Source organism: Peptoniphilus rachelemmaiella, assembly GCF_943169845.1.
Lineage (GTDB): Bacteria > Bacillota > Clostridia > Tissierellales > Peptoniphilaceae > Aedoeadaptatus > Aedoeadaptatus rachelemmaiella.
Map to the genome: position 1 here is coordinate 111,780 of NZ_CALPBW010000003.1, position 20,106 is coordinate 131,885.

Here is a 20,106-nt window from a genome sequence, read left to right on the forward strand (position 1 = left end):
TAAATCATGAGCGAAAAAAGTGCATCCATTCTCCTGGCCGCCGTCATCATCGCCCGGGCCACGAGCTACTACTTCATTAAAATCGGCATGGAGGGGCTGGGCGTGTTTAACCTTCTGGCCGTCCGCTTCTTCGTCGCCGTGCTCCTCTTGGCCCTTTTGTTTCACAAGCGGCTCCATCCCATGAAGCGAAACACCCTGATTCACGGCACGATCTTAGGCGTGGTTTTCTTCGCCCTTATGGCCTTTGAATTTATGGCCCTAAAGACATCCCCCTCCTCCACCGTGTCCTTTTTGGAAAACACCTCCATCGTCCTCGTGCCCCTTTTAATCGCCATCACCACACGCACCCTGCCGACAAAGGCGGCCATCCTCGGCGTGATCATTACCATCATAGGCGTCGGCTTTTTAACCTACACCCCCGGCGGGTTTGCCCTGACCCGCGGCGAAATCTTCGCCCTATCGGCGGCACTGAGCTACGCCATCGTCATTCTGCTCACCGCCCGCTTCGCCGAAGAAGACGATCCCTTTCATCTGGGCTTTTTGCAGATTCTCTGGATCTTTATCCTCTCCACCCTCGCCGCCTTCCTTGCGGAAACGCCCCGCTGGCCGGAAAATCATGTGGAATGGGGCGTCGTCCTTATATTGGCCGTCGTCTGCACCGGCTTCGGCTTTACCCTTCAGCCCGTGGCCCAGCGACACACCACACCGGAGCGGGCCGGAATGTTCTGCGCCCTGAACCCCATGTGCGCCACCATCATGGGAGTGACCCTGCTGGGCGAAACCCTATCGAGTTATAAAATGGCGGGCATTCTCTGCATCGTCATTGGCCTCACCGTGCCCATCCTAATGGAGAGCAGAAAAAAGAAACAACTGCAATAAAAAAAGCAAACAGCCGCTGCCGTTTGCTTCGCCGGACCTTCGGGCCCGGTTTTTTTATTCGTAAATAAAAGTGTTTGCCCGTTGGATCACCACGTCTTCCGTGGGCTTATCCATGGAATTTTTTTCCACTTTGGCGATGGCATGAACCACATCCATGCCTTCCACCACTTGGCCGAAGACGGTGTGTTTGCCGTCGAGCCAGAAGGCGCCGCCACAGCTTTTGTAGCCGTCGATGACATCGGCGGTGTAGCCGTATCGTTCGCCGGCATCTTCCATTTGGCGGAGGATGTCATCGCTCACGGCCGGGCCCTGAACGATGAAGAATTGGCTGCCGTTGGTGTTGGGGCCGGCATTGGCCATGGAAAGGGCGCCGACGAGGTTTCGGTAGTCGGGGGTGCATTCGTCTTCGAAGCCCTTGCCCCAAATGCTTTCGCCGCCGCGGCCGGTGCCGGTGGGATCGCCGCCTTGAATCATGAAGTCGTCGATGACGCGGTGAAAAATAATGCCGTCGTAGTAGCCTCGATCCACGAGGGTGGTGAAGTTTTCCACGGCTTTCGGCGCTGCGTCGGGAAAAAGGCGCAGGGTGATGTCGCCAAGGGTGGTGATGAGCTTCACCATGGTGTCGCCGGTTTTCGGCGCTTCTAATTGTTTTAGCATATTAGTATCCTTGTTCGGTGAGGACAATGACGCCGTCTTTTGTCACCGCCAGGGTGTGTTCGTATTGGCAGGACAGGGAGCCGTCGCGGGTGCGGGCGGTCCAGCCGTTTTTGTCCATGGCAATGGGCCAGTCGCCGGCATTAATCATGGGCTCGATGGTAAAGACCATGCCTTCTTCCAGGCGCAGCCCTCGATTGGGCTTGCCGTAGTGAAGGACTTGGGGATCTTCGTGCATTTCTTTGCCGATGCCGTGGCCGACGAAATCCCGCACCACGGAAAAGCCGTTGGCTTCGGCGTGGGTTTGGATGATGTGCCCGATGTCGCCGAGGCGGGTGCCGGGTTTTACAATGTCGATGGCCTTATACAAACATTCTTTGGTGACGGTCATGAGTTTTTTGCCTTCGTCGCTTAAATTGCCCACGGCGTAGCTCCAGGCGGAATCGGCCAGGTAGCCGTCTACATTGACCACCATGTCGATGGTCAAGAGATCGCCGTCTTTCAGCTTTCGCTCGCTTGGAAAGCCGTGGCAGATTTCGTCGTTGACCGAGGCGCAGATGCTGAAGGGAAAGCCCTGATAGCCTTTTTGTTCCGGGTAGCCGCCCCGATCGGTAATGAATTTTTCTACGAAGCGGTCCAGCTCCAGGGTACTGACCCCGGGCTTCACTTCGTCTCTGAGGGCGCGGTGCACTTGGATCAAGAGATCCGCCGCTATTTGCATTTTTTCGATTTCTTTTTCGGTTTTAATAATTATCAATCTTTTACCTCCCGAACGATGTCTTTTAAATCCACATCTCTCGACGCCCACAATTTCGCGTGGGGATTAATGGCGATGGCACGCTCTAAATCCCGAATCGCCGCCGCTTTTTCTCCCAGCCGGATATGGCTGCATGCGCGATTATAGTATAAATTGACGCTGTTTAGGTTTTTGTCGATGCCTTGGGTTAAAATGGCGATGGCTTTTTCAGGCGATTTCATGCGCAAGTAAATGGCCGACATATTGAGATAAGTCGGCGCATAGTTTTCGTCCAGGGCCAAGGCCTCTTCGTAGGCGGCCAGGGCCTCGTTGTTTTTAAAGGTTTTTTGGTAGATAACCCCCAGATTATAATAGCCGATGCTGTAAGCCGGGGACAGGGCCACGGCTTTTTTCGCCAGGGCCAGGGCTTTTTTATAGTCTTTTCGCTCCTCGTAAATGGAGGCCATGTCGGAATAGACCACGCCGTTTTCGGGAACCAATCGGGCGCAGCGCTCAAAAAGTTCCAGGGCGCGATCTTTGTAGCCGATTCGGTCGTTTAAAAGGGCCAGTTCGTAGCAGGCGCTTTCGTAATCGGGGTCGATCATGAGCGCGTGTTCGAAATGCTCCACCGCTTCCGCAATGTCGCCTTCTTCTTGCGCGAAAACCCCTAAGCCGTATTCCGCGCCGGCATAGTCGCCCAGGCGCTGAATCTTGCGGTAATACTTTGCGGCCTGTGTCTTTTTGTCTTCCTGCCAATAGAGATCGGCAATTGAAAAGTACACATCGGCCAAGGCTTCCTTGTTCGGCGCAAAGTCCACTGCCTTTAAATAGGCATTTAACGCTTCTTTGTTGTCGCCTGCATCAAGAAAATCTTTCGCTAAGATCTGATAATTTTTCCATTTATCTACCATCGTCGCCTCCCGATGGTATTATACCACAGTTAGCTTCGTCCCTTGTATTTCAAAAGGCTCATGGCAATGACGACGCAGATCAAGGATACGCCTACGTCAGCGAAGACGGCAAACCACAAATTTCCGATGTTCAGCATGTTTAATACCACGACGAGGACTTTGACGATGAGCGCAAAGGCGATGTTGCCGTAGCAAATTTTTCTGGTTTGTTTGGACAAATCGAAGAGGAAGGGAATGCGGCCGATGTCGTCGCCTAAGATGACCACGTCGGCGGTTTCGATGGCCATATCCGATCCGCCGGTGCCCATGGCAATGCCTACGTCGCTTTTGGCGAGTACCGGGGCGTCGTTGATGCCGTCGCCGACGTAGACGACTTTTTCATTTCGCGCGAGAGCCCGGTCCAGCGCCTCCACCTTTTCGCCGGGAAGAAGGCCGCCGACGCTTTCGTCGATGCCCAGTTCATCGCCGACGGCTTGAACCAATTCTTTTTTGTCGCCGGAGAAGAGGTAGGTTTTTAAGAAGCCCTTTAATTTCCTCAGCGCTTCTTTCACGCCGGGCTTCACGGAATCGGCAAAGGCGATGCGGCCCAGAAGGGCGCCGTCTTGCACCACGTAGACGGAGGTCATGGGGATGCTGTTCAGGGAATTGTCCACGCCCAGTTCTTTAAGCATGGCTTCGTTGCCGACGGCGAGGGCTTTCCCGTTCACGGTGCAGGCAATGCCCTTGCCCGAAAGTTCACGGTAGTCTCCGGGATTTCCCATGGGCTTCGCTTTTTCTAGAATGGAGCGGGCGATGGGGTGATTGGAGTATTGTTCCGCCGTGGCGGCCAGGGCAAGGAGTTCTTCCTCCGTGCCTTTTAATACGTCCACTTGAGCCAAGGTGAAATTGCCGTCGGTTAAGGTGCCGGTTTTGTCAAAGGCAATGGCGTCGGCTTCGGCCAAGGCTTCCAGAGACGTGGAGCCTTTAATAAACATGCCGTCTTTCGAGGCGCGGCCCACACCGGCAAACATACTCAGGGGCACGGAAAGCACCAAGGCGCAGGGGCAGGAGATGATTAAAAAGGCGCAGGCCTTGTAGACCCACGTGTTCCAATCCCCGGAAAAGGCCAGGGGCGGTACAATGGCAACGAGTACGGCCAGGGCCACCACCACCGGGGTATAGATGGAGGCAAAGCGAGTGATCCAGGCTTCGGTCTTGCCTTTATTCAGTCGGGCGTCGGCTACCAGGCCTTGTATCTTCGCCATGGTGGATTCGCCGGCCACTTTCGTGACCCGCACCTTAAAGGCGCCGTCTAAGGCGATGGCACCGGCCATAAGTTGGGCGCTTTCATTGGCCAAAATCGGGGTGGATTCGCCGGTCATGTGTTGATTGGAGATATGGCCTTCCCCTTCCATCACTTCACCGTCGGCGGCCAAGGTGTCTCCGGCGCGGAGCACGATCACATCGCCGACGACGACCTCTTCCGCCGCAACTTCGATGAGTTTGCCTTCTCTTTCCACATGGGCCGTGTCTTCATCGCGGGCCAGGAGGCTTTCCACGGAGTCCGTGGCGCGATCCAGGGCGTAGTCTTGCAGGGCTTCGCCCAGGCGGTAGAACAAGAGAACGCCCAGGGCTTCTCCATGTTCACCGATGTAAAAGGCGGCAATGGATGCAATGCTCATTAAAACATTTTCGTCGAAGGCTTCTCCGTTTTTTATGCCCTTAATGGCATTCTTAAAAATATCGAAGCCGGCGGCGATTAAAAGAATCCCCCACAAAGCCGTTTGAAAGCGGCCTTTATAGACGAATTGTACCAAAAGCGCCGCCATAATGGCGCTTGCAATGGGGAAGAGTTCTTTTTTCAGGCTGCCCTCTTCATCTTCTTCGTCTATTTTTTTGCCGGGATTTTTTTCCACGACCACGACGCCGTCTTCGATGCTGTCCACCAGTTGTTGCAGCTCTTGTGTCGAGATCCCGCCGTCTACTACCAAACGCTTGGAAATAAAATCCAGCTTCGCCTCCGCAACCTGAGGCAAGTCGCCGACGCGGGCTTCGATTTTCGCCGCACAGTTGGCGCAATTTAAATTCTTTAATTCATAGGTGCGCATATATTTACCTCCATTTACATGATTGCTTGCTCATGTATAGTGTACCTGCTTCCCCTTGTGATGTCAACAAAAAAAGAAGCGCCCCTCGACGCTCCTTCCTTATTCTGAATCAATTGGTTCTATTACAGAGAAATTGTAGCCACCGGTTCCAAACCCTTTACATCGGCCCCTTCGATTAAGGTCCAGGTTTTTTCTGTGCCCGTGCTCTTTAACATGGCTTCGTAGTAGTACATGACGACGCCGATGTCCACGTAGCTCTTTTCGCCTTTGCTCTTGTCCAGATAAAGGTCGATGTTGCCGTCTTCTTTTAACACGAAACGCCAGGGTTGTGCATTGACGTGGCTCGGTGCGAAACGAATCGACGAGAAGACGTCGAACAAGCCGTAGTTTTCGAGATCGGTTAAGGATGCCGGGGTACCGACGCGATCTTTAAACACGATTTTATCGACGCTGAGGCGGGGGCTGACTCGGTCTTCTTCAAAAACATCTTGTTTTTCAGCTTTACCGAAGCCGATAATGTAGTCGACAAATTCGCCGCCTTCGCCAAACAGGGATTTCTTTAAGTCCTTGTCCACATGGGCCGTGGTAATCCAGCAGGTACCTAAATTCTTTTCGATGAGTTCCGTGTTCAGCATTTCAAGATAATAGCCTGTGCGAATCAATTCGGCCTTTTCGTGGCTTTTTGCACGCAAAGCGATGTAATAGGGCGCTTCGATCATGACGCCGCCGTAGCCGGCTTTGCCCTTTAAGGCTTCGGCAATTGCTGCGCCGTTTTCATAGAGAGCGAAGCTCACATTGCTGGCTTCGGATTGTTTTTCCAATTTGGCCAGGGTGTCTTTTAACCAATCCATTTCCATGGCCGACAGCTTCGTCGGTTGAAATTCGCGCACTGTTCTTCTCTTTTGCAGGAAATTCGTCATTACCATATTATCTTCCTCCTCCTCTTACAACCAGTTTGCCAGGTTGTCGTAAACATACATATGTACCACGAAACCGACGATGATGCCGATGATCACACCCGCCAAGACGTCGGTGGGATAGTGAACGGCTAAATAGGTTCTGGATACAGCCACTAAAAATGCCATCACAATAAAAAGCGCAGCCATTTTCGGATAATACAGAGAAAAAGTCGTCGCCACCGTAAAGGCCGCAGTGGTATGCCCCGAAGGAAAAGAATAATCCCTCAGGTCGATGCCATAGGTGTTTAAATTCTTACTCACCCAATAGGGGCGACTCCGGCTGATGACACGCTTTAAAATTTGCGCGACGATTGTAGAAATCACAAGGGCCAAAACCATTTCCGTGGCGGCACTTCCGATCCAACGTTTTCCGACGAAAAGCATAAAGACTGAAAAGACGCCGAGAAATCCCGGTCCCGCGATGTTCGTATAGTTGTAAAAGAAGAAATCAAAATACTTGTTTTTCAATTTCTTGTTTATACGATCGAGAAAATAATCGTCAAACGCTTTAAACGGATTTTTCATCTTCACCATCCTGTACATACCTACTTCCCCCATTATATACCAAGCATCTCGTCTTGAAAAGGACAATTCCCGCAAGTCGTGATATACTTTCCCCGAGGTGACTATGAATTTAACGGACGAACAATTAAAAGCCATGGGCCACAACGGAGGTCCGGCCTTGGTTTTAGCCGTACCCGGCAGCGGCAAGACCACCATGCTCTTAAGCCGCACGAAACGGCTCATCGACGAGGGCGTGGACAGAAAAAAACTTTTAACCATTACCTTTTCAAAGGCGTCGGCCAGGGATTTGGCCCTGCGCTATAAAAACCTTTTCGCAAACAGCCCCATGCCCGCCTTTTCCACGATCCACAGCTTCTGTTACTCCGTCTTGAAAAACGACGAGCGCCGCCGAGGCACGAGCTACACCTTAATCGAATCCAATCGGGCCTTGAGCAAGTGGCGCATCGCCACGGATCTTTGGAAGGAGATTATGCACAAAAGCCCCAATGAGGAGCAGGTGGAGACCCTGCTAAGGGAAATCAGCTACGTGAAAAACAAAATTCTGGATCCGGAGGCATACAACAAAGAAGCCGCCACGCCCCTTTTTCTGAAATTTTATAAAAGCTACGAGGGGCTCAAGCGGGACAGGCAGTGGATCGACTTCGACGACATGATTACCCTGGTGCCGGAAATTTTCAAGGAGGACCCGGGGCTTCTTCGGGCCGTGCGCGCCACCTACGACTACATTCAGGTGGACGAAGGCCAAGACACCTCCAAGGGCCAATTGGCCATTATCGAAGCCATTGCGGGGTCCAAGAACAATCTCTTTATCGTCGCCGACGACGATCAGTCCATTTACGGCTTTCGCGGGGCGGATTTTCGCGAGCTCCTGCACCTCAATGAACGCTACGACGATTTATCTCTCTACTACTTATCAAAAAATTTCCGCTCACAAGAGAGAATCATTTCCCTCTCCACCCAATTCATCGAGCAAAACAAGGCCCGCTACCAAAAGACGCCCATCGCGGTAAAGGACCCGGGCCCGGAAGTGCGCGCCGTGGAGCTCAATAATTTAGACAAGCAGTACGCCTTTATCGCCTCGGAAATAGAAAAACACGAGCTGAAGGATGTGGCCGTGCTTTACCGAAACCACGTCTCTTCCATCGGCTTGGTGGAATTTTTGGAACGGGAGAACATCCCCTTTGCCGCCAAGGAGCGAACGAGCCGCTTTTTCCGCCACTGGGTGCTTCAAGATTTAATCACCATTTACGAATTCAGCCAAAATCCCACTGATCTCGCCGCTTTTTCCACCTTCTACTACAAGATTCGCGGCTATTTGTCGAAAAAAATGATCGAAACCCTGCAGAAAAAAGGCGTGGTTGGATCGGTCTTTGACGCCCTTTTGGATTTAAAGCTCCCGGATTATGTGGTGCGGGACGTGAAGGCCCTGAAGCGGGATTTTCACCATTTAAAAACATTGGCCCCCGCCGAAGCTTTTCGCTTCATCCAAAAAGATTTGGAATACGAAGCCTACATTGCGAGCCACGCCGCCACCTTCGGCTCCTCGAAGACCACCTCCATGCGCATTCTCTACTACGCCAAGTACATCGCGGGTAAAACCGACGACTACCACCGCTTCTTGGGCCGCCTCAAAACCCTGGACCGCCTGATGCAGGGCACCCGCGCCGGAGAAAAGGGGCTGGTGTTATCCACCCTTCACGGCGCCAAGGGCCTGGAGTTTGACGCCGTGTTTATTATGGATTTAAATGCCGATGCCATTCCTTCTTTGCCGAAGACACCGGTGGATCCGGCGGAGGAGATGCGCCTTTTGGAAGAAGAACGTCGCCTCTTTTACGTTGGCATGACCCGGGCGAAGGAGCGGCTTTATCTCTTAAGGCCCCGCCACGTGGATCGGGAATCCGTGCCGCCTTCGGAATTTTTCACCTGGTCGAAAGAAGCCATCGTCAAGGCGCGAAAAAAGCATTAGAAAAGCCCTCTCACACGAGAGGGCGCTTTTGTTTAACCGTTTTTCAACATGGCCGTTTCAAATTCGTTGGCACATTCTTCAATGCTGTCCAAACAATTTTCCAAGACCTGAAGCATTTCCTTCCAGATAATCGTCTTTCTGGGATCGAATTCGCCGGTATAGTCGAAGAGGGAGCGCATGGCATTTAAGTACAGCGTGTCGCCCTCCCCTTCCAGGGAATTAATGTGAATGATTTTTTCCTTCACTTCGTTGGAGCGCTTGAAATTGCTGAATTCCAACACAACTTCTTCCAGCATGGATGTGCTTTCGACGATGAGATCCACAAACTCCAAGGTCTCGGGAATGAGCTCCCGCACCCGGTACATATACAGGCCCAGCAAAATCTCCTCGATGGAATCCACCACCGTGTCCAGCTTGTCCGTGATCTCGATAATGTCTTCCCGCTCGATGGGCGGCAAAAATTCTACGGCCAGGCGATTCATAATATCGTGCATGATCTGATCGCAGTCGTTTTCGATGCGCTTCATGGCATCGGTTTTCTCCCGCAATTTCGCCCCGTCGTAGGTGCCCAAGGTGATCTGCAACAGATCTGCCGCCTGCGATGCCTTTTGAGCCATATCGCTGAATTTTCGGAAGTAATCGAATTTTCTATCTTTCATAGCTTCTCCTAAAACAGATGAATCAGCACGGAAGTGACGATAAATCCGATGATCCCGCAGCCGGGAAAGGTCAAGATCCACGCCAGACCCATGTCGCTTACCACAGACCAGTTCACGTTTTTAATATGCTTCGATGCCCCCACGCCCATAATGGCCGTGGTTTTAGTGTGGGTGGTGGAAACGGGAAGCCCCGCCAGGGAAGCGGCGAATAGGCTCACTACGGCGCCGATATCGGCGGCGAAGCCCTCGTAGGTTTCCAACTTCACCATGTTCATGCCCACGGATTTTATAATGCGCAGGCCCCCTAAACTGGTGCCCAGGCCGATAACCAGCGATATTAAAATCATGAGCCACGCCGGAATTACGAAATGCCCCGCGCCGCCGGTGCCGGCAGCCAAGCTGAAGGCCAGCATAAATACGCCCATGAACTTCTGCCCGTCTTGGGCGCCGTGCATAAAGGCCATGGCCGCCGCCGAGACGATCTGCCCGTTTTTGAAAAAGGCCTTGGACCTTCGCCGGTCGGAGCCCGCCAAAAGGCGCTTAATGATCTCTACCACCACATAGCCCATGAAAAAACCCATGACCGTGGAGAGGACGAGGCCGTAGATGTTTTTCATCCACTCCGCCCCGTTGATCCCGGCGAGGCCCCCGTGCAAGGCGATGGCCGAGCCGGAGAGCCCGGCGATGAGGGCGTGGGATTCCGACGTGGGAATCCCAAAGTACCACGCCGCCGTCGACCAAATCACGATGCTCACCTGCGCCGCGGCCAGGGCGATTAAGGCTTCGTTTGTATTGCCGTTAAAGTCCACCATGTTGTAAATCGTCTCCGCCACATTGGCGTTAAGGGCCGTCATAATAAAGACCCCGAGAAAATTAAAGAGCGTGGCCAAATAAATGGCCTTTTGCGGTGCAATGCTGCGCGTGGATACGGCGGTGGCGATGGCATTGGGCGCATCGGTCCAGCCGTTGACAAAAACCACCGCCAAGACCAAAAGGGTCGTGAGAAAAATGGCGGGGCTTTGGGCCATCATGGAGACGAATTCTTGAATGGTAACAGTCATGGCTTCCCTTCGATTTAATTTTTAAAGCTGTGAATGGGCGCAGGAATAAAGCCGCCCCGTGCCGCAAAGGCCGCACAGTCGTTTTTGTGCACGGGAAGAATAGGCGCTTCCCCTAACAGGCCGCCGAAGGTGGCGTTGTCGCCTACGTCTTTGCCCACAACGGGAATCAGGCGCACCGCCGTGGTCTTGTGATTGATGATGCCGATCATGGATTCATCGGCGATCATGGCCGATAAAGTTTCCGCCGGCGTGTCTCCGGGAATGGCGATCATGTCCAGCCCGACGGAGCAGACGCAGGTCATGGCTTCTAATTTGTCGAAAGCCAAGGCGCCCGATGCGGCGGCGGAAATCATGCCCTCGTCTTCCGATACGGGAATAAAGGCGCCGCTTAAGCCGCCGACGTGGGCGGATGCATTGATGCCGCCCTTTTTCACCGCGTCATTTAACATGGCCAAAGCCGCCGTGGTGCCGTGGCCGCCCACGGTGCCTACGCCGATTTCTTCCAAAATCCGCGCCACACTGTCGCCTACCGCCGGCGTCGGTGCGAGAGACAAGTCGATGGTGCCGAAGGGCGTGTCCAGACGCTTGGCGATTTCCTTGCCCACCAATTCGCCCATGCGGGTGATCTTGAAAGTCATTTCGCTAATGCATTGGGCCACTTCGTCGAAAGGCGCGCCGCGGAATTTTTCCAAGGCCGTCTTCACTACGCCGGGACCGGAAATGCCCACGTGGAGCACGTGATCCCCGAGGCCCGTGCCGTGGAAGGCGCCGGCCATAAAGGGATTGTCTTCCACCGCATTGGCGAAGACAACCAGCTTCGCGCAGCCGATGGAATCCGCGTCGCGACTCAAATAGGCCGCATCCTTAATCACTTTGCCCATTAAAGCCACGGCATCCATATTGAGGCCCGATTTCGACGTGCCCACATTTACCGAGGAGCACACCTTTTCCGTCGTGGCCAAAGCTTCCGGGATGGCTTCGATTAAAGCCCGCTCGCTTTCAGTCATGCCGCTGTGAACCAAAGCGGAAAAGCCGCCGATAAAGTCGACGCCGATTTTAATGGCTGCATCGTCCAGAGCCTTGGCCAGCTTCACGAAATCCTCTTTCGTGCCGCGAGGCAAAATCAACGAAGCCGGCGTGACGGAAATGCGCTTATTGACCACGCTCACCCCGTACTTGGCGCCGACGGCATTGGCTTCATCGACCAAGTCGGCACCTAAGGTGGTGATCTTGTCATAAACCCGCTTGCATACCACGTCCACATCGTCGGAGACGCAATCCATAAGGGAAATCCCCAAGGTCGCCGTTCGTATGTCTAAATTCTCATGCTCCAGCATGTGAATTGTTTCGAGAATCGAAGAATTATCCAAAAGAGACGTCCTTTCTAAATATGGTGCATACGGCTAAAAAGCGCCTCATGCTGCATACGAATGTCCAAACCCATGGATTTGCCCAAAGCTTCGTAGTCTTCCACAACATTTTCCAAGGCAAAATTTTCATCGGCGTGTTCCACCACGAGAATCATGGTGAAATAAGAACTGACAATGGTTTGACTAATGTCTAAAATATTAAAACCATGATCCGCCAAAAGCGTCGTAACCCGGGAAACAATCCCTACCTGATCCTTACCTAAAACACTGACAACAGCTTTCATCCAATCCCTCCTTTGTAATGAACTTATTATAACATAGACATGGATACATGGTTCAGGGGAATTCTGCGCAAAAAAAAGCCGAGGTCATGCCGCAGCTTCTTATAGTTTATCCGTCTCCCAATCCGGATCTTTCAAAAAGGCGCGTCCGATGCCGAAAAGATCCGCCGCACCCTCTGCCAGTAGTTGTTCCGCTTCCTCATAGGTGGTAATGCCGCCGGTTAAAAGCACCGGGGCCGTGGTTTCGTCTTTTACGGCGCGGCTCAGGTCTTTAAACCAGCCGGCTTCCTTGTGGCCGTGCCGATTGTAGCCGGTCATGCCGCCGGTCATGTCTAAAAGGGCGGCGCCGGCCTTATCAAAGGCTTTGGCTGCGCGTACGCCGTCTGCCACGGTGGTGCCCCCTTCAATGGTTTCGATTCCGCCGATGCGCACGGCCAGGGGAAAGTCGCCCAGAGCTTCTTTCATGGCCAGAAAGACTTCCAGGGGATACTTCACCCGGTCTTTGCCGTAGTCGTCGGTGCGGAAATTGGTGAGGGGGGAAAGGAATTGGTTCAGCAAATAGCCGTGAGCCACGTGAAGCTCCGCGCCGTCGTAGCCCGCCGCCTTCGCCCGAAGGCCCGCCGCCACGAAATCCGCTTTCACCCGCGCCATGTCGTCGAAGGTCATGGCACGGCACATTTTATCCCAGGGACGCACCGAGGGGCCCATGGGGTCTTTGCCGATCATGTCGCCTCGGGTTTTGATGCCGGCGTGGTTTAATTGCAAGAACACGGCGGCGTCGGGGCGAACGCTTTTTATGGCCGCCACAAGTTTTTTATGCCCGGCGATTTTTTCGTCGTCGGCCAAACTCATTTGCTTCAAGCTCGCCTTGCCGTCTTCTGCGACGTAGCTGTGTTCGATAATAAAGAGATCGAAGTGTTTATTCGCCGCCATTTTTTTGTAATAGGCCAGAGTCGTTTCGCTGATCTCGCCCCCCACCGAGGCTTCTGTCACCATGGGCGGCATAACCAAGCGACTGTGAATGGCCACGCCTACGTTAAGGGCATCTTTTAGTGTTCTCATGGCTCCTCCTGCTTATGAAAAAAGCACTCTTGCGAGCGCTTTAATCTTCTTCGACTTTTACAAACATCCATTTGCTGGTGCCGCATTTGGGGCAAGTCCAGTCGTCGGGCAATTCAGAAAAGGGAATGCCCGGTTCGATGCCGTATTCCGGCACGCCTTTGGCGGGATCGTACACGAAGCCGCAGGGTTTGCAGCGATACTTGCTCATATCTTTTTCCATAACTTCCTCCTATTCTCTTTTAACTATACCCGCTTTCTCAGGCTTCAAAAGCTTTTTCCGAACTTCTGCGGCACCCTTTATTCCACGGGCCCGTCGTAGGCCAGCATGCCGCCGGCTACATTGATGCAGTCATAGCCGCGACCGTTTAAATACGCGCAGGCCTTTTGGCTGCGATTGCCGGAGCGGCAGATAATGTAAATCGTTTCGTCCTTGGGAAGCTCCTCTTCCCGCGCACTTAAATCCCCCAGGGGAATGGTGTAGGCGCCGGGAATTTTTCCCGTGGCGATTTCGTCGGGCTCCCGCACATCTAAAATAAATTTCGTTGACCTGTCCTTTAATTCCTTTACGGGAATGGACGGCGTGTTATTTTCGCCGAAAAGTTTCTTTAAATGGTCCAAACTGTGCCTCCTTTTCATCTTGCTTTTATTATAGCTTGAATCGACGGCGGACTCAATTTTCTTTATTGACAAGACAGTCGTGTTGTCATCTGCCAACACTTGTGGTATTCTAGGATGGATTCACGAATATACAGAAGAAAGGAAGACTACTTTGGAAAAGGACACCCTTGCACGCTTAAAGAAAGAAAAAGACGCCGTCATTCTCGCCCACTATTATGTGGACGGCGCCGTACAAGCCATCGCCGATCACGTCGGCGACTCCTTCACCCTGGCGAAAATCGCCACGGGCATCGACGCCAAAACCATCGTCATGGCCGGCGTAGAATTTATGGGAGAGACGGTAAAGATTTTGAATCCGGAAAAAACCGTCTACCTTCCCGAGCCCGATGCCGATTGCCCCATGGCCCACATGGTGGATGTGGATGCCATTAAAGAAATGAGAGAAAAATACGACGACCTCGCCGTGGTCTCTTACGTCAACTCCACCGCCGAAGTGAAAGCCCATTCGGACTACTGCCTCACTTCCTCCAACGCGGCGAAAGTCGTAGGCGCCATCGACGCCAAGCACATTTTCTTTATTCCCGACGGCAATTTAGGCCAAAATACGGAAGGGGCTTTCCCCGACAAGCACTTTATTAACAACGCCGGCTGCTGCCCCGTTCACGACAGCTTAACGGCAGACATGGTGCGCGCCCTGAAAAAACAATACCCGGACGCTCCCGTGTTCTGCCATCCGGAATGCAAACCGGAAGTTCTGGAACTGGCCGATTACACGGGCAGCACCAAGGGCATTTTAAGTGCCGTCGGCGATTTGAACAAGGACAAAAACATTATTCTCACGGAAGAAGGCATCGGTTGGGAATTAAACCGACTTTATCCCGACAAGGAATTTATTTTCCCGGACCTGATTTGCACCGGCATGAAAATGGTCACCATCGACAAAATCATCCACGTTTTGGAAACCGGCGACAACGAGGTTCTTTTAGATGCGGACTTAATCGAAAAGGCCAAGGTTCCCTTGGATCGCATGCTCGCCATCGCAAGCAAGTAAAGAAAGGAGCTTTATGGGCAATTTGACTTTGGCGCCTTTTTTGATGGACGACGCCATTTTGGCCGCCCTAAAAGAAGACGTAAACGAAGAAGACATTTCAACCAACGCGTTGGTGGATGCCGACGAAATGGGCTCGGTGAAGCTTCTCGCCAAGGCGGACGGCGTGCTCGCAGGCGCCCCGGTATTTGAACGCACCTTCCGCCTCTTCGACGAGCGAACCGCCGTACAGTGGTATTTCGAAGACGGCGATGATGTGACGAAAGGGGATTTAATCGCTACGATCACAGGCCCCATTCGCGCCCTCCTGACGGCGGAGCGGGTGGCTTTAAATTTCCTTCAACGGATGAGCGGCATCGCCACCTACACCAAGAAAATGGTCGATGCCCTGGCGGGAAGCGAGACGAAAATCGTGGACACCAGAAAGACCACGCCGAATTTTAGGATCTTTGCCAAATACGCCGTTCGCTGCGGCGGCGGCGAGAACCACCGCTTCAACCTCACCGACGGCGTCATGCTCAAAGACAATCACATCGGCGCCGCGGGCTCCGTCGCAGAAGCCATCAAGCGGGCGAAGGCCTACGCCTCCTTCGTACGAAAGATCGAAGTGGAAGTGGAGACCATGGCCATGGTAAAAGAAGCCGTGGAGGCCGGCGCGGACATTATTATGCTGGACAATATGAGCCCGGATGAAATAAAAAAAGCCGTCGAATTCATCGACGGGCGCGCCCTGGTGGAGCTTTCCGGCAATATGGATTTAAACAACATTTCCAAGTACAAAGATTTAGGCGCCGACATTATCTCTTCCGGCGCCCTCACCCACTCGGCGCCGGTGCTGGATTTTTCCATGAAAGGACTGACACCCGATGGTTCTCGATAAGGAAACGCGGCTCTACGAAATCGAAAAAGCCCTTCGGGAATCCGCTGAGCCCATTTCCGGCGACAGCCTGGCCAAAACTTTTTCCGTCTCCAGGCAGGTCATCGTCCAAGATATCAGCCTGCTTCGGGCGAAAAACATTCCCATCCACTCCACCAATCGCGGCTACTACATGAACGCGCCCACGGGCTTTCGCCGCACATTCAAGTGCCACCACAGAGACGACGAAATCACCAAGGAGCTGAATCTCATCGTGGACTTGGGGGCCACGGTGGAAGATGTCTATGTAGAGCACCGCTTTTACGGAAAAATCGCCGCCACATTAAATATTCAATCTCGTAAAGACGTGAACCATTTTATGGACGACATTTACCACAGCGTCAGCACCCCACTGAACAACATTACCAACGGCTACCACTTCCACACGGTTTTTGCCAAAGACGAAGAAACCTTAGATGAAGTAGAAGCGGCTTTGGCCGAAGCGGGCTTTTTAGTGCCCGAAGAACCTTTCAAGGAGGAAGCATGAAAAACATCGCCGTCATCGGCTACGGCGCCCTGGGCCACATTCTCGTGGACGCTATTTTAGACAAATTAAAAGAAGACTACCACCTCGTGGGGATTTTCGATCAAGTCCTCGACGAAAAAACCATTGCCGCAAAAGGCGAGACCATTCCCCTTTACGACAATTTCGACGCCCTCCTCGCCGACGACACGGACATCGTCGTGGAAATCGCAGGCGTCGGCGCCGTGAAAGAATACATCGTGCCCCTGCTCGAGGCAGGCAAAGACGTGGTCATTACCTCCGTCGGCGCCTTGGCCGATGCCGCCCTATACGACGACATCGAATCGGCGGCAAAAAAAGCAGGCCGAAAAGTGCACATTACCTCCGGCGCCATCGGCGGCTTCGACTTAATGCGCACCTTCACCCTTATGGGCGGCGTGCAATCTGAAATTCAAAGCACGAAAGCGCCGAAAAGCTTAAACGGCGCCCCCTACCTAAAGGAAGACCTGCCTACGGATAAAAAAGTCGTCGCCTTCGAAGGAAGCGCCACGGAAGCCATCAAGGGCTTTCCGAAAAACACCAATGTGGCCGTGGCCACAGGCCTCACCACCTCGGGGGCCGATGCCACCAAGGTGCGCATCGTAAGCGATCCCGAAAGCCCCGGCAACACCCATCGGGTCACCGTGGAAAACGAAAAAGCCAAGGCCGTGGTGGAAATCACCTCCAAGCCCGATCCGAAAAATCCGAAATCCAGCGTCACCGCCGCATGGAGCGTGGCGGCCCTGTTGAAAAACCTGGCCGATCCCGTGCAATACTTCTAAGGAAAAGCTGCCGCGAAGGCGGCTTTTTTATTGGCGAAACAGCGCCTCATGTGTAAAATAGTCTTATGAAAACAGTTTTGATTACCGGCGCGTCTCGAGGCATCGGGGCGGCCATCGCGAGAGAATTAAATCCGGAGTACAAGCTCGTCATTAACTATTTCCGCAGTGAAAAAGCCGCCCACGCACTCCTCGAAGAACTTCGCAAAACCAATCCCTATACTATCGCCGTAAAGGCCGACGTAAGCAAAGAAGAAGACGTGGACTATCTCTTTAACACGGCGGAAAAAAACCTCGGCCACGTGGACATACTAATTAACAACGCCGGCATCTCCCACTACGATCTTCTGCAGGACACGGCCTTCGACACCTGGCAAAACATCCTCGGCACCAATTTAAACTCCGTCTTCCTTAATTCCAAACGGGCCATTCCCCATATGCTTCACAAAAAGGGCGGCGTTATTATAAACATCAGCTCCATATGGGGCGAAGCCGGCGCCGCCATGGAGACCTGCTACTCCGCATCAAAAGGCGCCATCAATTCCCTGACCAAGGCCCTGGCCAAAGAACTGGCGCCCAGCGGCATTCGCGTCAACGCCGTGGCCCCCGGCATCGTGGACACGGACATGATGCGCAAGGATTTTTCCGAAGAAGAACTGGCCGCCCTTCGCAAAGAGGTGGGCGTTAGCCGCTTTGCCAAGCCCGAAGAAATCGCGAGCCTGGTGAAATACCTGATCTCCGACGAAGCCGCCTACATTACGGGAGACATCATCCCCATCGACGGGCACTTTCGCTAAAGCCGTGGGTCGCGCCGCCGTGGGCATCTAAAACAGAAAAGATCAAGCTGCCCACGAGGCGGCTTTTTTGTTGGCCGTAAAACAAATGTATTTAATTTTCTTCAAATATCCCCGTTTTGTAAGATTATCCGACCCTTCTCTTAGAAAATATGAAGAAATTCGACGGCCTTTGTTCTTGTTCCCCTCTTTTTTCCCGTGATAAAATTTTTACATCACAAAAGAACAGGAGATACACCAATGATTAAACATTCCTTTGGCAAGTGCTTGGGCCTTTTTTTATGCCTCAGCCTGGCCGTCGCCATCTTTAGCCCCCGAGCGGCCCACGCTCAAGAAAACACCACCTTGGACATAAATGCCTTTCACCGCGCCGTACCGAAAGATAAGGCGACGGAAGTTATCTTCGGCAAGAAAACGGATAATGCACCCCACATCCAAGGCATGACCGGCACTCCCGTCGGCGCCGATAACAGCGACAAAATCAAAGTCTACGAAAAAAACGGAAAGTATTACGTCTTAAGCGAAGACAACACCAAGATCGCCTTTCCTGAAAAATCAATCGCCTTGTTTCAAAACTACGAGCAATTGAAGACCGTCGACTTTGCGGATGCCGTGGATACTTCCAAAGTTGAAGTACTGAACAATCTCTTTTACAACTGTCCCCAACTGGAGAGCGTCAGCCTCGCTTCCTTCGACACGAGTCAACTGAAAAACGCAGACTACCTATTCTACGGCTGCAAAGCACTGAAAGCAGTCGACCTCTATCGCTTCGACACCACCTCGGTCACCAGCATGATCGGCATGTTTAACGGCTGCTCCGCCCTGCGCACCCTGGATCTCAGTAGCTTTAACACCTCTAATTTGCAGTTTACGGCCAATATGTTCTACCATTGCGAAAACTTGCGCACCATCTTCGCCACCGACGGCTTCCGCACCGATAGAATTACTGATCGAGTCAATGCGAGCAATATGTTTGCCGGCTGCACCTCCCTCGTCGGCGGAAAAGGCACCGTATATAACGAAGACCACGTCAACAAAGAGTACGCGCGAATCGACGGCGGTGCGGATCAACCCGGCTACTTCCGCTTGAAGAGCAACAGGTCCTACACCATTACCTTCGAAACCAATGGCGGCAGCAAAATCGGACCGGCCACCGTTAGTGAAGGCTATCTCTTAAATAAGCCTCAAGATCCTGCCAAGGCGGATCACACCTTCGCCGGGTGGTACACCGATGCCAATCTCACCAAAGCCTACGACTTTGCAAGTGCCGTCGTCGGGAACATGACCCTCTACGCCAAGTGGGAAAAGAAGGCACCGACTCCCGGAACCCCCCTTCCGAATCGGCCCAAGCCCAACAAGCCGGCTCGCCCCGCTTCCCCGTCCCCTCAATTTAAGCCCAATCCGAGCCGAGCATCGAAAGACCCTGCGAAGAACACCCTACAGTTCTCCGTCAAACTGAAAATCGGTTCGAAAAATCTTGAGCGCCGTGTACAGGGCATGAAGACGAACGGCCAAGTGGACGTCGCCCCCTTTATTCACAACAACCGCACCATGCTCCCCATTCGCTACGTGGCGGAAAGCCTGGGCATGGACGTACAGTGGATCAATGAAACGCGCACCGTCCTTCTGACAGACAAAACCACTCGCGTGGAAATCCCCGTGGACACAAACAAAATCATCGTCAACGGCAAAATCTACGAAAGCGACACCAAAGCCATGATTAAAAACGACCGCACCTACCTTCCCATCGCCAATGTGGCACGGGCCCTGGGCTTGGTCGACGGAAAAGAAATCATCTGGAACGCCGCGACACAAGAAGTGGAAATCACGCGGACCATAAAACTAAAATAAAAAAGGCTCTATAATATCCATTGGGGAGTAATCTCCTCAATGGATATTTTTGTGCAAAAAGATAGCACTTGTTTTCCCTATCACCTAAAATTAAATCACCACAACATAATAAAGGGGGGCAAACAAGTGCAAAACAATATTACCACATTACTTTTAGGAATCCAAGATGTCGAGGTCACCGGTGTTTCAGAAGAAAGACGCCTCATTACCATTGATTGTAAACCCGTCCACGATCGGGTTTGTCCTCACTGTGGCTCATCCCACGCCTGGGTCCACGATCACCGGGAGCAAGTCCTTCGGGACGCACCGATGCGGCGCAAGCACGTGTTTCTTCGCGTCAAGAAGACACGCTATGATTGCAAGGATTGCGGCGCGCGCTTTGAAGCACCTCTCTCCTTTGCCGCCAAGGGCAAGCAGATGACAAAGCGCTTAATTGCCTATGTAGTGG

At 52.8% G+C, this 20,106-nt stretch carries 22 protein-coding genes; 9 read left to right on the plus strand and 13 right to left on the minus strand.

Annotation, left to right across the window (positions count from 1 at the left end; genetic code table 11):
- Positions 1 to 6 precede the first annotated feature (6 nt).
- Complete coding sequence (locus KO087_RS02130) at positions 7 to 879, plus strand: DMT family transporter (protein ID WP_215507231.1); 873 nt, start codon at positions 7 to 9, stop codon at positions 877 to 879.
- A 54-nt stretch (positions 880 to 933) separates the two neighbouring features.
- Here the strand turns inward: KO087_RS02130 and KO087_RS02135 are convergent, their stop codons facing one another.
- The 6 genes from KO087_RS02135 to KO087_RS02160 all read right to left on the minus strand — a co-directional run bounded on the left by KO087_RS02135 (position 934) and on the right by KO087_RS02160 (position 6,751).
- Positions 934 to 1,536, minus strand: coding sequence for a peptidylprolyl isomerase (locus KO087_RS02135; RefSeq protein WP_215507233.1), 603 nt, complete (start codon positions 1,534 to 1,536; stop codon positions 934 to 936).
- Between the two features lies 1 nt (position 1,537).
- Entirely contained in the window at positions 1,538 to 2,290 is a 753-nt protein-coding gene (gene map, locus KO087_RS02140; RefSeq protein WP_215507236.1) for a type I methionyl aminopeptidase, read from the minus strand.
- Complete coding sequence (locus tag KO087_RS02145; RefSeq protein ID WP_215507238.1) at positions 2,287 to 3,180, minus strand: tetratricopeptide repeat protein; 894 nt, start codon at positions 3,178 to 3,180, stop codon at positions 2,287 to 2,289. Before KO087_RS02145 ends, map begins: the two co-directional genes overlap by 4 nt.
- A 29-nt stretch (positions 3,181 to 3,209) precedes the next feature.
- Positions 3,210 to 5,267, minus strand: a complete 2,058-nt coding sequence (locus KO087_RS02150) for a heavy metal translocating P-type ATPase (RefSeq protein ID WP_215507240.1) — start codon at positions 5,265 to 5,267, stop codon at positions 3,210 to 3,212.
- 122 nt (positions 5,268 to 5,389) lie between these two features.
- Positions 5,390 to 6,193 carry a nitroreductase family protein gene (locus KO087_RS02155; protein WP_215507242.1) on the minus strand — a complete coding sequence of 268 codons (804 nt, stop codon included), beginning with the start codon at positions 6,191 to 6,193 and terminating at the stop codon, positions 5,390 to 5,392.
- Positions 6,194 to 6,211: 18 nt separating this feature from the next.
- Complete coding sequence (locus tag KO087_RS02160; RefSeq protein WP_215507244.1) at positions 6,212 to 6,751, minus strand: phosphatase PAP2 family protein; 540 nt, start codon at positions 6,749 to 6,751, stop codon at positions 6,212 to 6,214.
- 103 nt (positions 6,752 to 6,854) lie between these two features.
- On the opposite strand from KO087_RS02160, the gene KO087_RS02165 reads away from it, so the two are divergent.
- Positions 6,855 to 8,717, plus strand: a complete 1,863-nt coding sequence (locus KO087_RS02165) for an ATP-dependent helicase (protein ID WP_215507246.1) — start codon at positions 6,855 to 6,857, stop codon at positions 8,715 to 8,717.
- Positions 8,718 to 8,749: 32 nt separating this feature from the next.
- Here the strand turns inward: KO087_RS02165 and KO087_RS02170 are convergent, their stop codons facing one another.
- From KO087_RS02170 to KO087_RS02200, 7 genes are all read right to left on the minus strand, one after another.
- Entirely contained in the window at positions 8,750 to 9,376 is a 627-nt protein-coding gene (locus tag KO087_RS02170; protein ID WP_215507248.1) for a DUF47 domain-containing protein, read from the minus strand.
- A gap of 8 nt (positions 9,377 to 9,384) precedes the next feature.
- On the minus strand, positions 9,385 to 10,437 hold the full coding sequence (locus KO087_RS02175) for an inorganic phosphate transporter (RefSeq protein ID WP_215507250.1): 1,053 nt from the start codon (positions 10,435 to 10,437) through the stop codon (positions 9,385 to 9,387).
- A 14-nt stretch (positions 10,438 to 10,451) separates the two neighbouring features.
- Positions 10,452 to 11,807 carry a PFL family protein gene (locus KO087_RS02180; RefSeq protein ID WP_215507252.1) on the minus strand — a complete coding sequence of 452 codons (1,356 nt, stop codon included), beginning with the start codon at positions 11,805 to 11,807 and terminating at the stop codon, positions 10,452 to 10,454.
- 14 nt (positions 11,808 to 11,821) lie between these two features.
- The gene (locus tag KO087_RS02185) at positions 11,822 to 12,091 is read right to left on the minus strand and encodes an ACT domain-containing protein (RefSeq protein WP_215507254.1); all 270 of its coding nucleotides are present in this window, start codon (positions 12,089 to 12,091) and stop codon (positions 11,822 to 11,824) included.
- A 99-nt stretch (positions 12,092 to 12,190) separates the two neighbouring features.
- Entirely contained in the window at positions 12,191 to 13,150 is a 960-nt protein-coding gene (locus KO087_RS02190; RefSeq protein ID WP_215507256.1) for an NADH:flavin oxidoreductase, read from the minus strand.
- A 40-nt stretch (positions 13,151 to 13,190) separates the two neighbouring features.
- Positions 13,191 to 13,370, minus strand: a complete 180-nt coding sequence (locus tag KO087_RS02195) for a rubredoxin (protein WP_421949887.1) — start codon at positions 13,368 to 13,370, stop codon at positions 13,191 to 13,193.
- A 77-nt stretch (positions 13,371 to 13,447) separates the two neighbouring features.
- Positions 13,448 to 13,768, minus strand: coding sequence for a rhodanese-like domain-containing protein (locus KO087_RS02200; RefSeq protein WP_251374896.1), 321 nt, complete (start codon positions 13,766 to 13,768; stop codon positions 13,448 to 13,450).
- Between the two features lie 151 nt (positions 13,769 to 13,919).
- Here KO087_RS02200 and nadA point away from each other — a divergent pair, with 151 nt between their 5' ends.
- From nadA to KO087_RS02235, 7 genes are all read left to right on the plus strand, one after another.
- A complete protein-coding gene (nadA, locus tag KO087_RS02205; RefSeq protein ID WP_215507260.1) occupies positions 13,920 to 14,819 on the plus strand; it encodes a quinolinate synthase NadA in 900 nt (299 codons plus the stop codon).
- Positions 14,820 to 14,832: 13 nt separating this feature from the next.
- Positions 14,833 to 15,696: a carboxylating nicotinate-nucleotide diphosphorylase gene (gene nadC / locus KO087_RS02210; RefSeq protein WP_215507262.1), complete on the plus strand. Its 864-nt coding sequence runs from the start codon at positions 14,833 to 14,835 to the stop codon at positions 15,694 to 15,696.
- A complete protein-coding gene (locus KO087_RS02215; RefSeq protein WP_215507264.1) occupies positions 15,683 to 16,219 on the plus strand; it encodes a transcription repressor NadR in 537 nt (178 codons plus the stop codon). Before nadC ends, KO087_RS02215 begins: the two co-directional genes overlap by 14 nt.
- Positions 16,216 to 17,016 (plus strand): aspartate dehydrogenase domain-containing protein, encoded by an 801-nt coding sequence (locus tag KO087_RS02220; RefSeq protein WP_215507266.1) that lies wholly within the window; start codon positions 16,216 to 16,218, stop codon positions 17,014 to 17,016. The genes KO087_RS02215 and KO087_RS02220 overlap by 4 nt, the downstream gene beginning before the upstream one ends.
- 65 nt (positions 17,017 to 17,081) lie before the next feature.
- The gene (ymfI, locus tag KO087_RS02225; RefSeq protein WP_215507268.1) at positions 17,082 to 17,810 is read left to right on the plus strand and encodes an elongation factor P 5-aminopentanone reductase; all 729 of its coding nucleotides are present in this window, start codon (positions 17,082 to 17,084) and stop codon (positions 17,808 to 17,810) included.
- Positions 17,811 to 18,047: 237 nt separating this feature from the next.
- Complete coding sequence (locus tag KO087_RS02230) at positions 18,048 to 19,658, plus strand: BspA family leucine-rich repeat surface protein (RefSeq protein ID WP_215507270.1); 1,611 nt, start codon at positions 18,048 to 18,050, stop codon at positions 19,656 to 19,658.
- A gap of 126 nt (positions 19,659 to 19,784) precedes the next feature.
- A partial coding sequence (locus KO087_RS02235) for a transposase family protein (protein ID WP_215507272.1) occupies positions 19,785 to 20,106 on the plus strand: 322 nt, incomplete at its 3' end.

Bases quoted from the DNA above. Each gene is read 5' to 3' on its own strand.
- KO087_RS02130 (WP_215507231.1), top strand. From the start codon at position 7: ATGAGCGAAAAAAGTGCATCCATTCTCCTGGCCGCCGTCATCATCGCC.
- KO087_RS02135 (WP_215507233.1), bottom strand. From the start codon at position 1,536: ATGCTAAAACAATTAGAAGCGCCGAAAACCGGCGACACCATGGTGAAG.
- KO087_RS02145 (WP_215507238.1), bottom strand. From the start codon at position 3,180: ATGGTAGATAAATGGAAAAATTATCAGATCTTAGCGAAAGATTTTCTT.
- KO087_RS02150 (WP_215507240.1), bottom strand. From the start codon at position 5,267: ATGCGCACCTATGAATTAAAGAATTTAAATTGCGCCAACTGTGCGGCG.
- KO087_RS02155 (WP_215507242.1), bottom strand. From the start codon at position 6,193: ATGGTAATGACGAATTTCCTGCAAAAGAGAAGAACAGTGCGCGAATTT.
- KO087_RS02160 (WP_215507244.1), bottom strand. From the start codon at position 6,751: ATGAAAAATCCGTTTAAAGCGTTTGACGATTATTTTCTCGATCGTATA.
- KO087_RS02165 (WP_215507246.1), top strand. From the start codon at position 6,855: ATGAATTTAACGGACGAACAATTAAAAGCCATGGGCCACAACGGAGGT.
- KO087_RS02170 (WP_215507248.1), bottom strand. From the start codon at position 9,376: ATGAAAGATAGAAAATTCGATTACTTCCGAAAATTCAGCGATATGGCT.
- KO087_RS02175 (WP_215507250.1), bottom strand. From the start codon at position 10,437: ATGACTGTTACCATTCAAGAATTCGTCTCCATGATGGCCCAAAGCCCC.
- KO087_RS02185 (WP_215507254.1), bottom strand. From the start codon at position 12,091: ATGAAAGCTGTTGTCAGTGTTTTAGGTAAGGATCAGGTAGGGATTGTT.
- KO087_RS02190 (WP_215507256.1), bottom strand. From the start codon at position 13,150: ATGAGAACACTAAAAGATGCCCTTAACGTAGGCGTGGCCATTCACAGT.
- KO087_RS02195 (WP_421949887.1), bottom strand. From the start codon at position 13,370: ATGGAAAAAGATATGAGCAAGTATCGCTGCAAACCCTGCGGCTTCGTG.
- nadC (WP_215507262.1), top strand. From the start codon at position 14,833: ATGGGCAATTTGACTTTGGCGCCTTTTTTGATGGACGACGCCATTTTG.
- KO087_RS02215 (WP_215507264.1), top strand. From the start codon at position 15,683: ATGGTTCTCGATAAGGAAACGCGGCTCTACGAAATCGAAAAAGCCCTT.
- KO087_RS02220 (WP_215507266.1), top strand. From the start codon at position 16,216: ATGAAAAACATCGCCGTCATCGGCTACGGCGCCCTGGGCCACATTCTC.
- ymfI (WP_215507268.1), top strand. From the start codon at position 17,082: ATGAAAACAGTTTTGATTACCGGCGCGTCTCGAGGCATCGGGGCGGCC.
- KO087_RS02230 (WP_215507270.1), top strand. From the start codon at position 18,048: ATGATTAAACATTCCTTTGGCAAGTGCTTGGGCCTTTTTTTATGCCTC.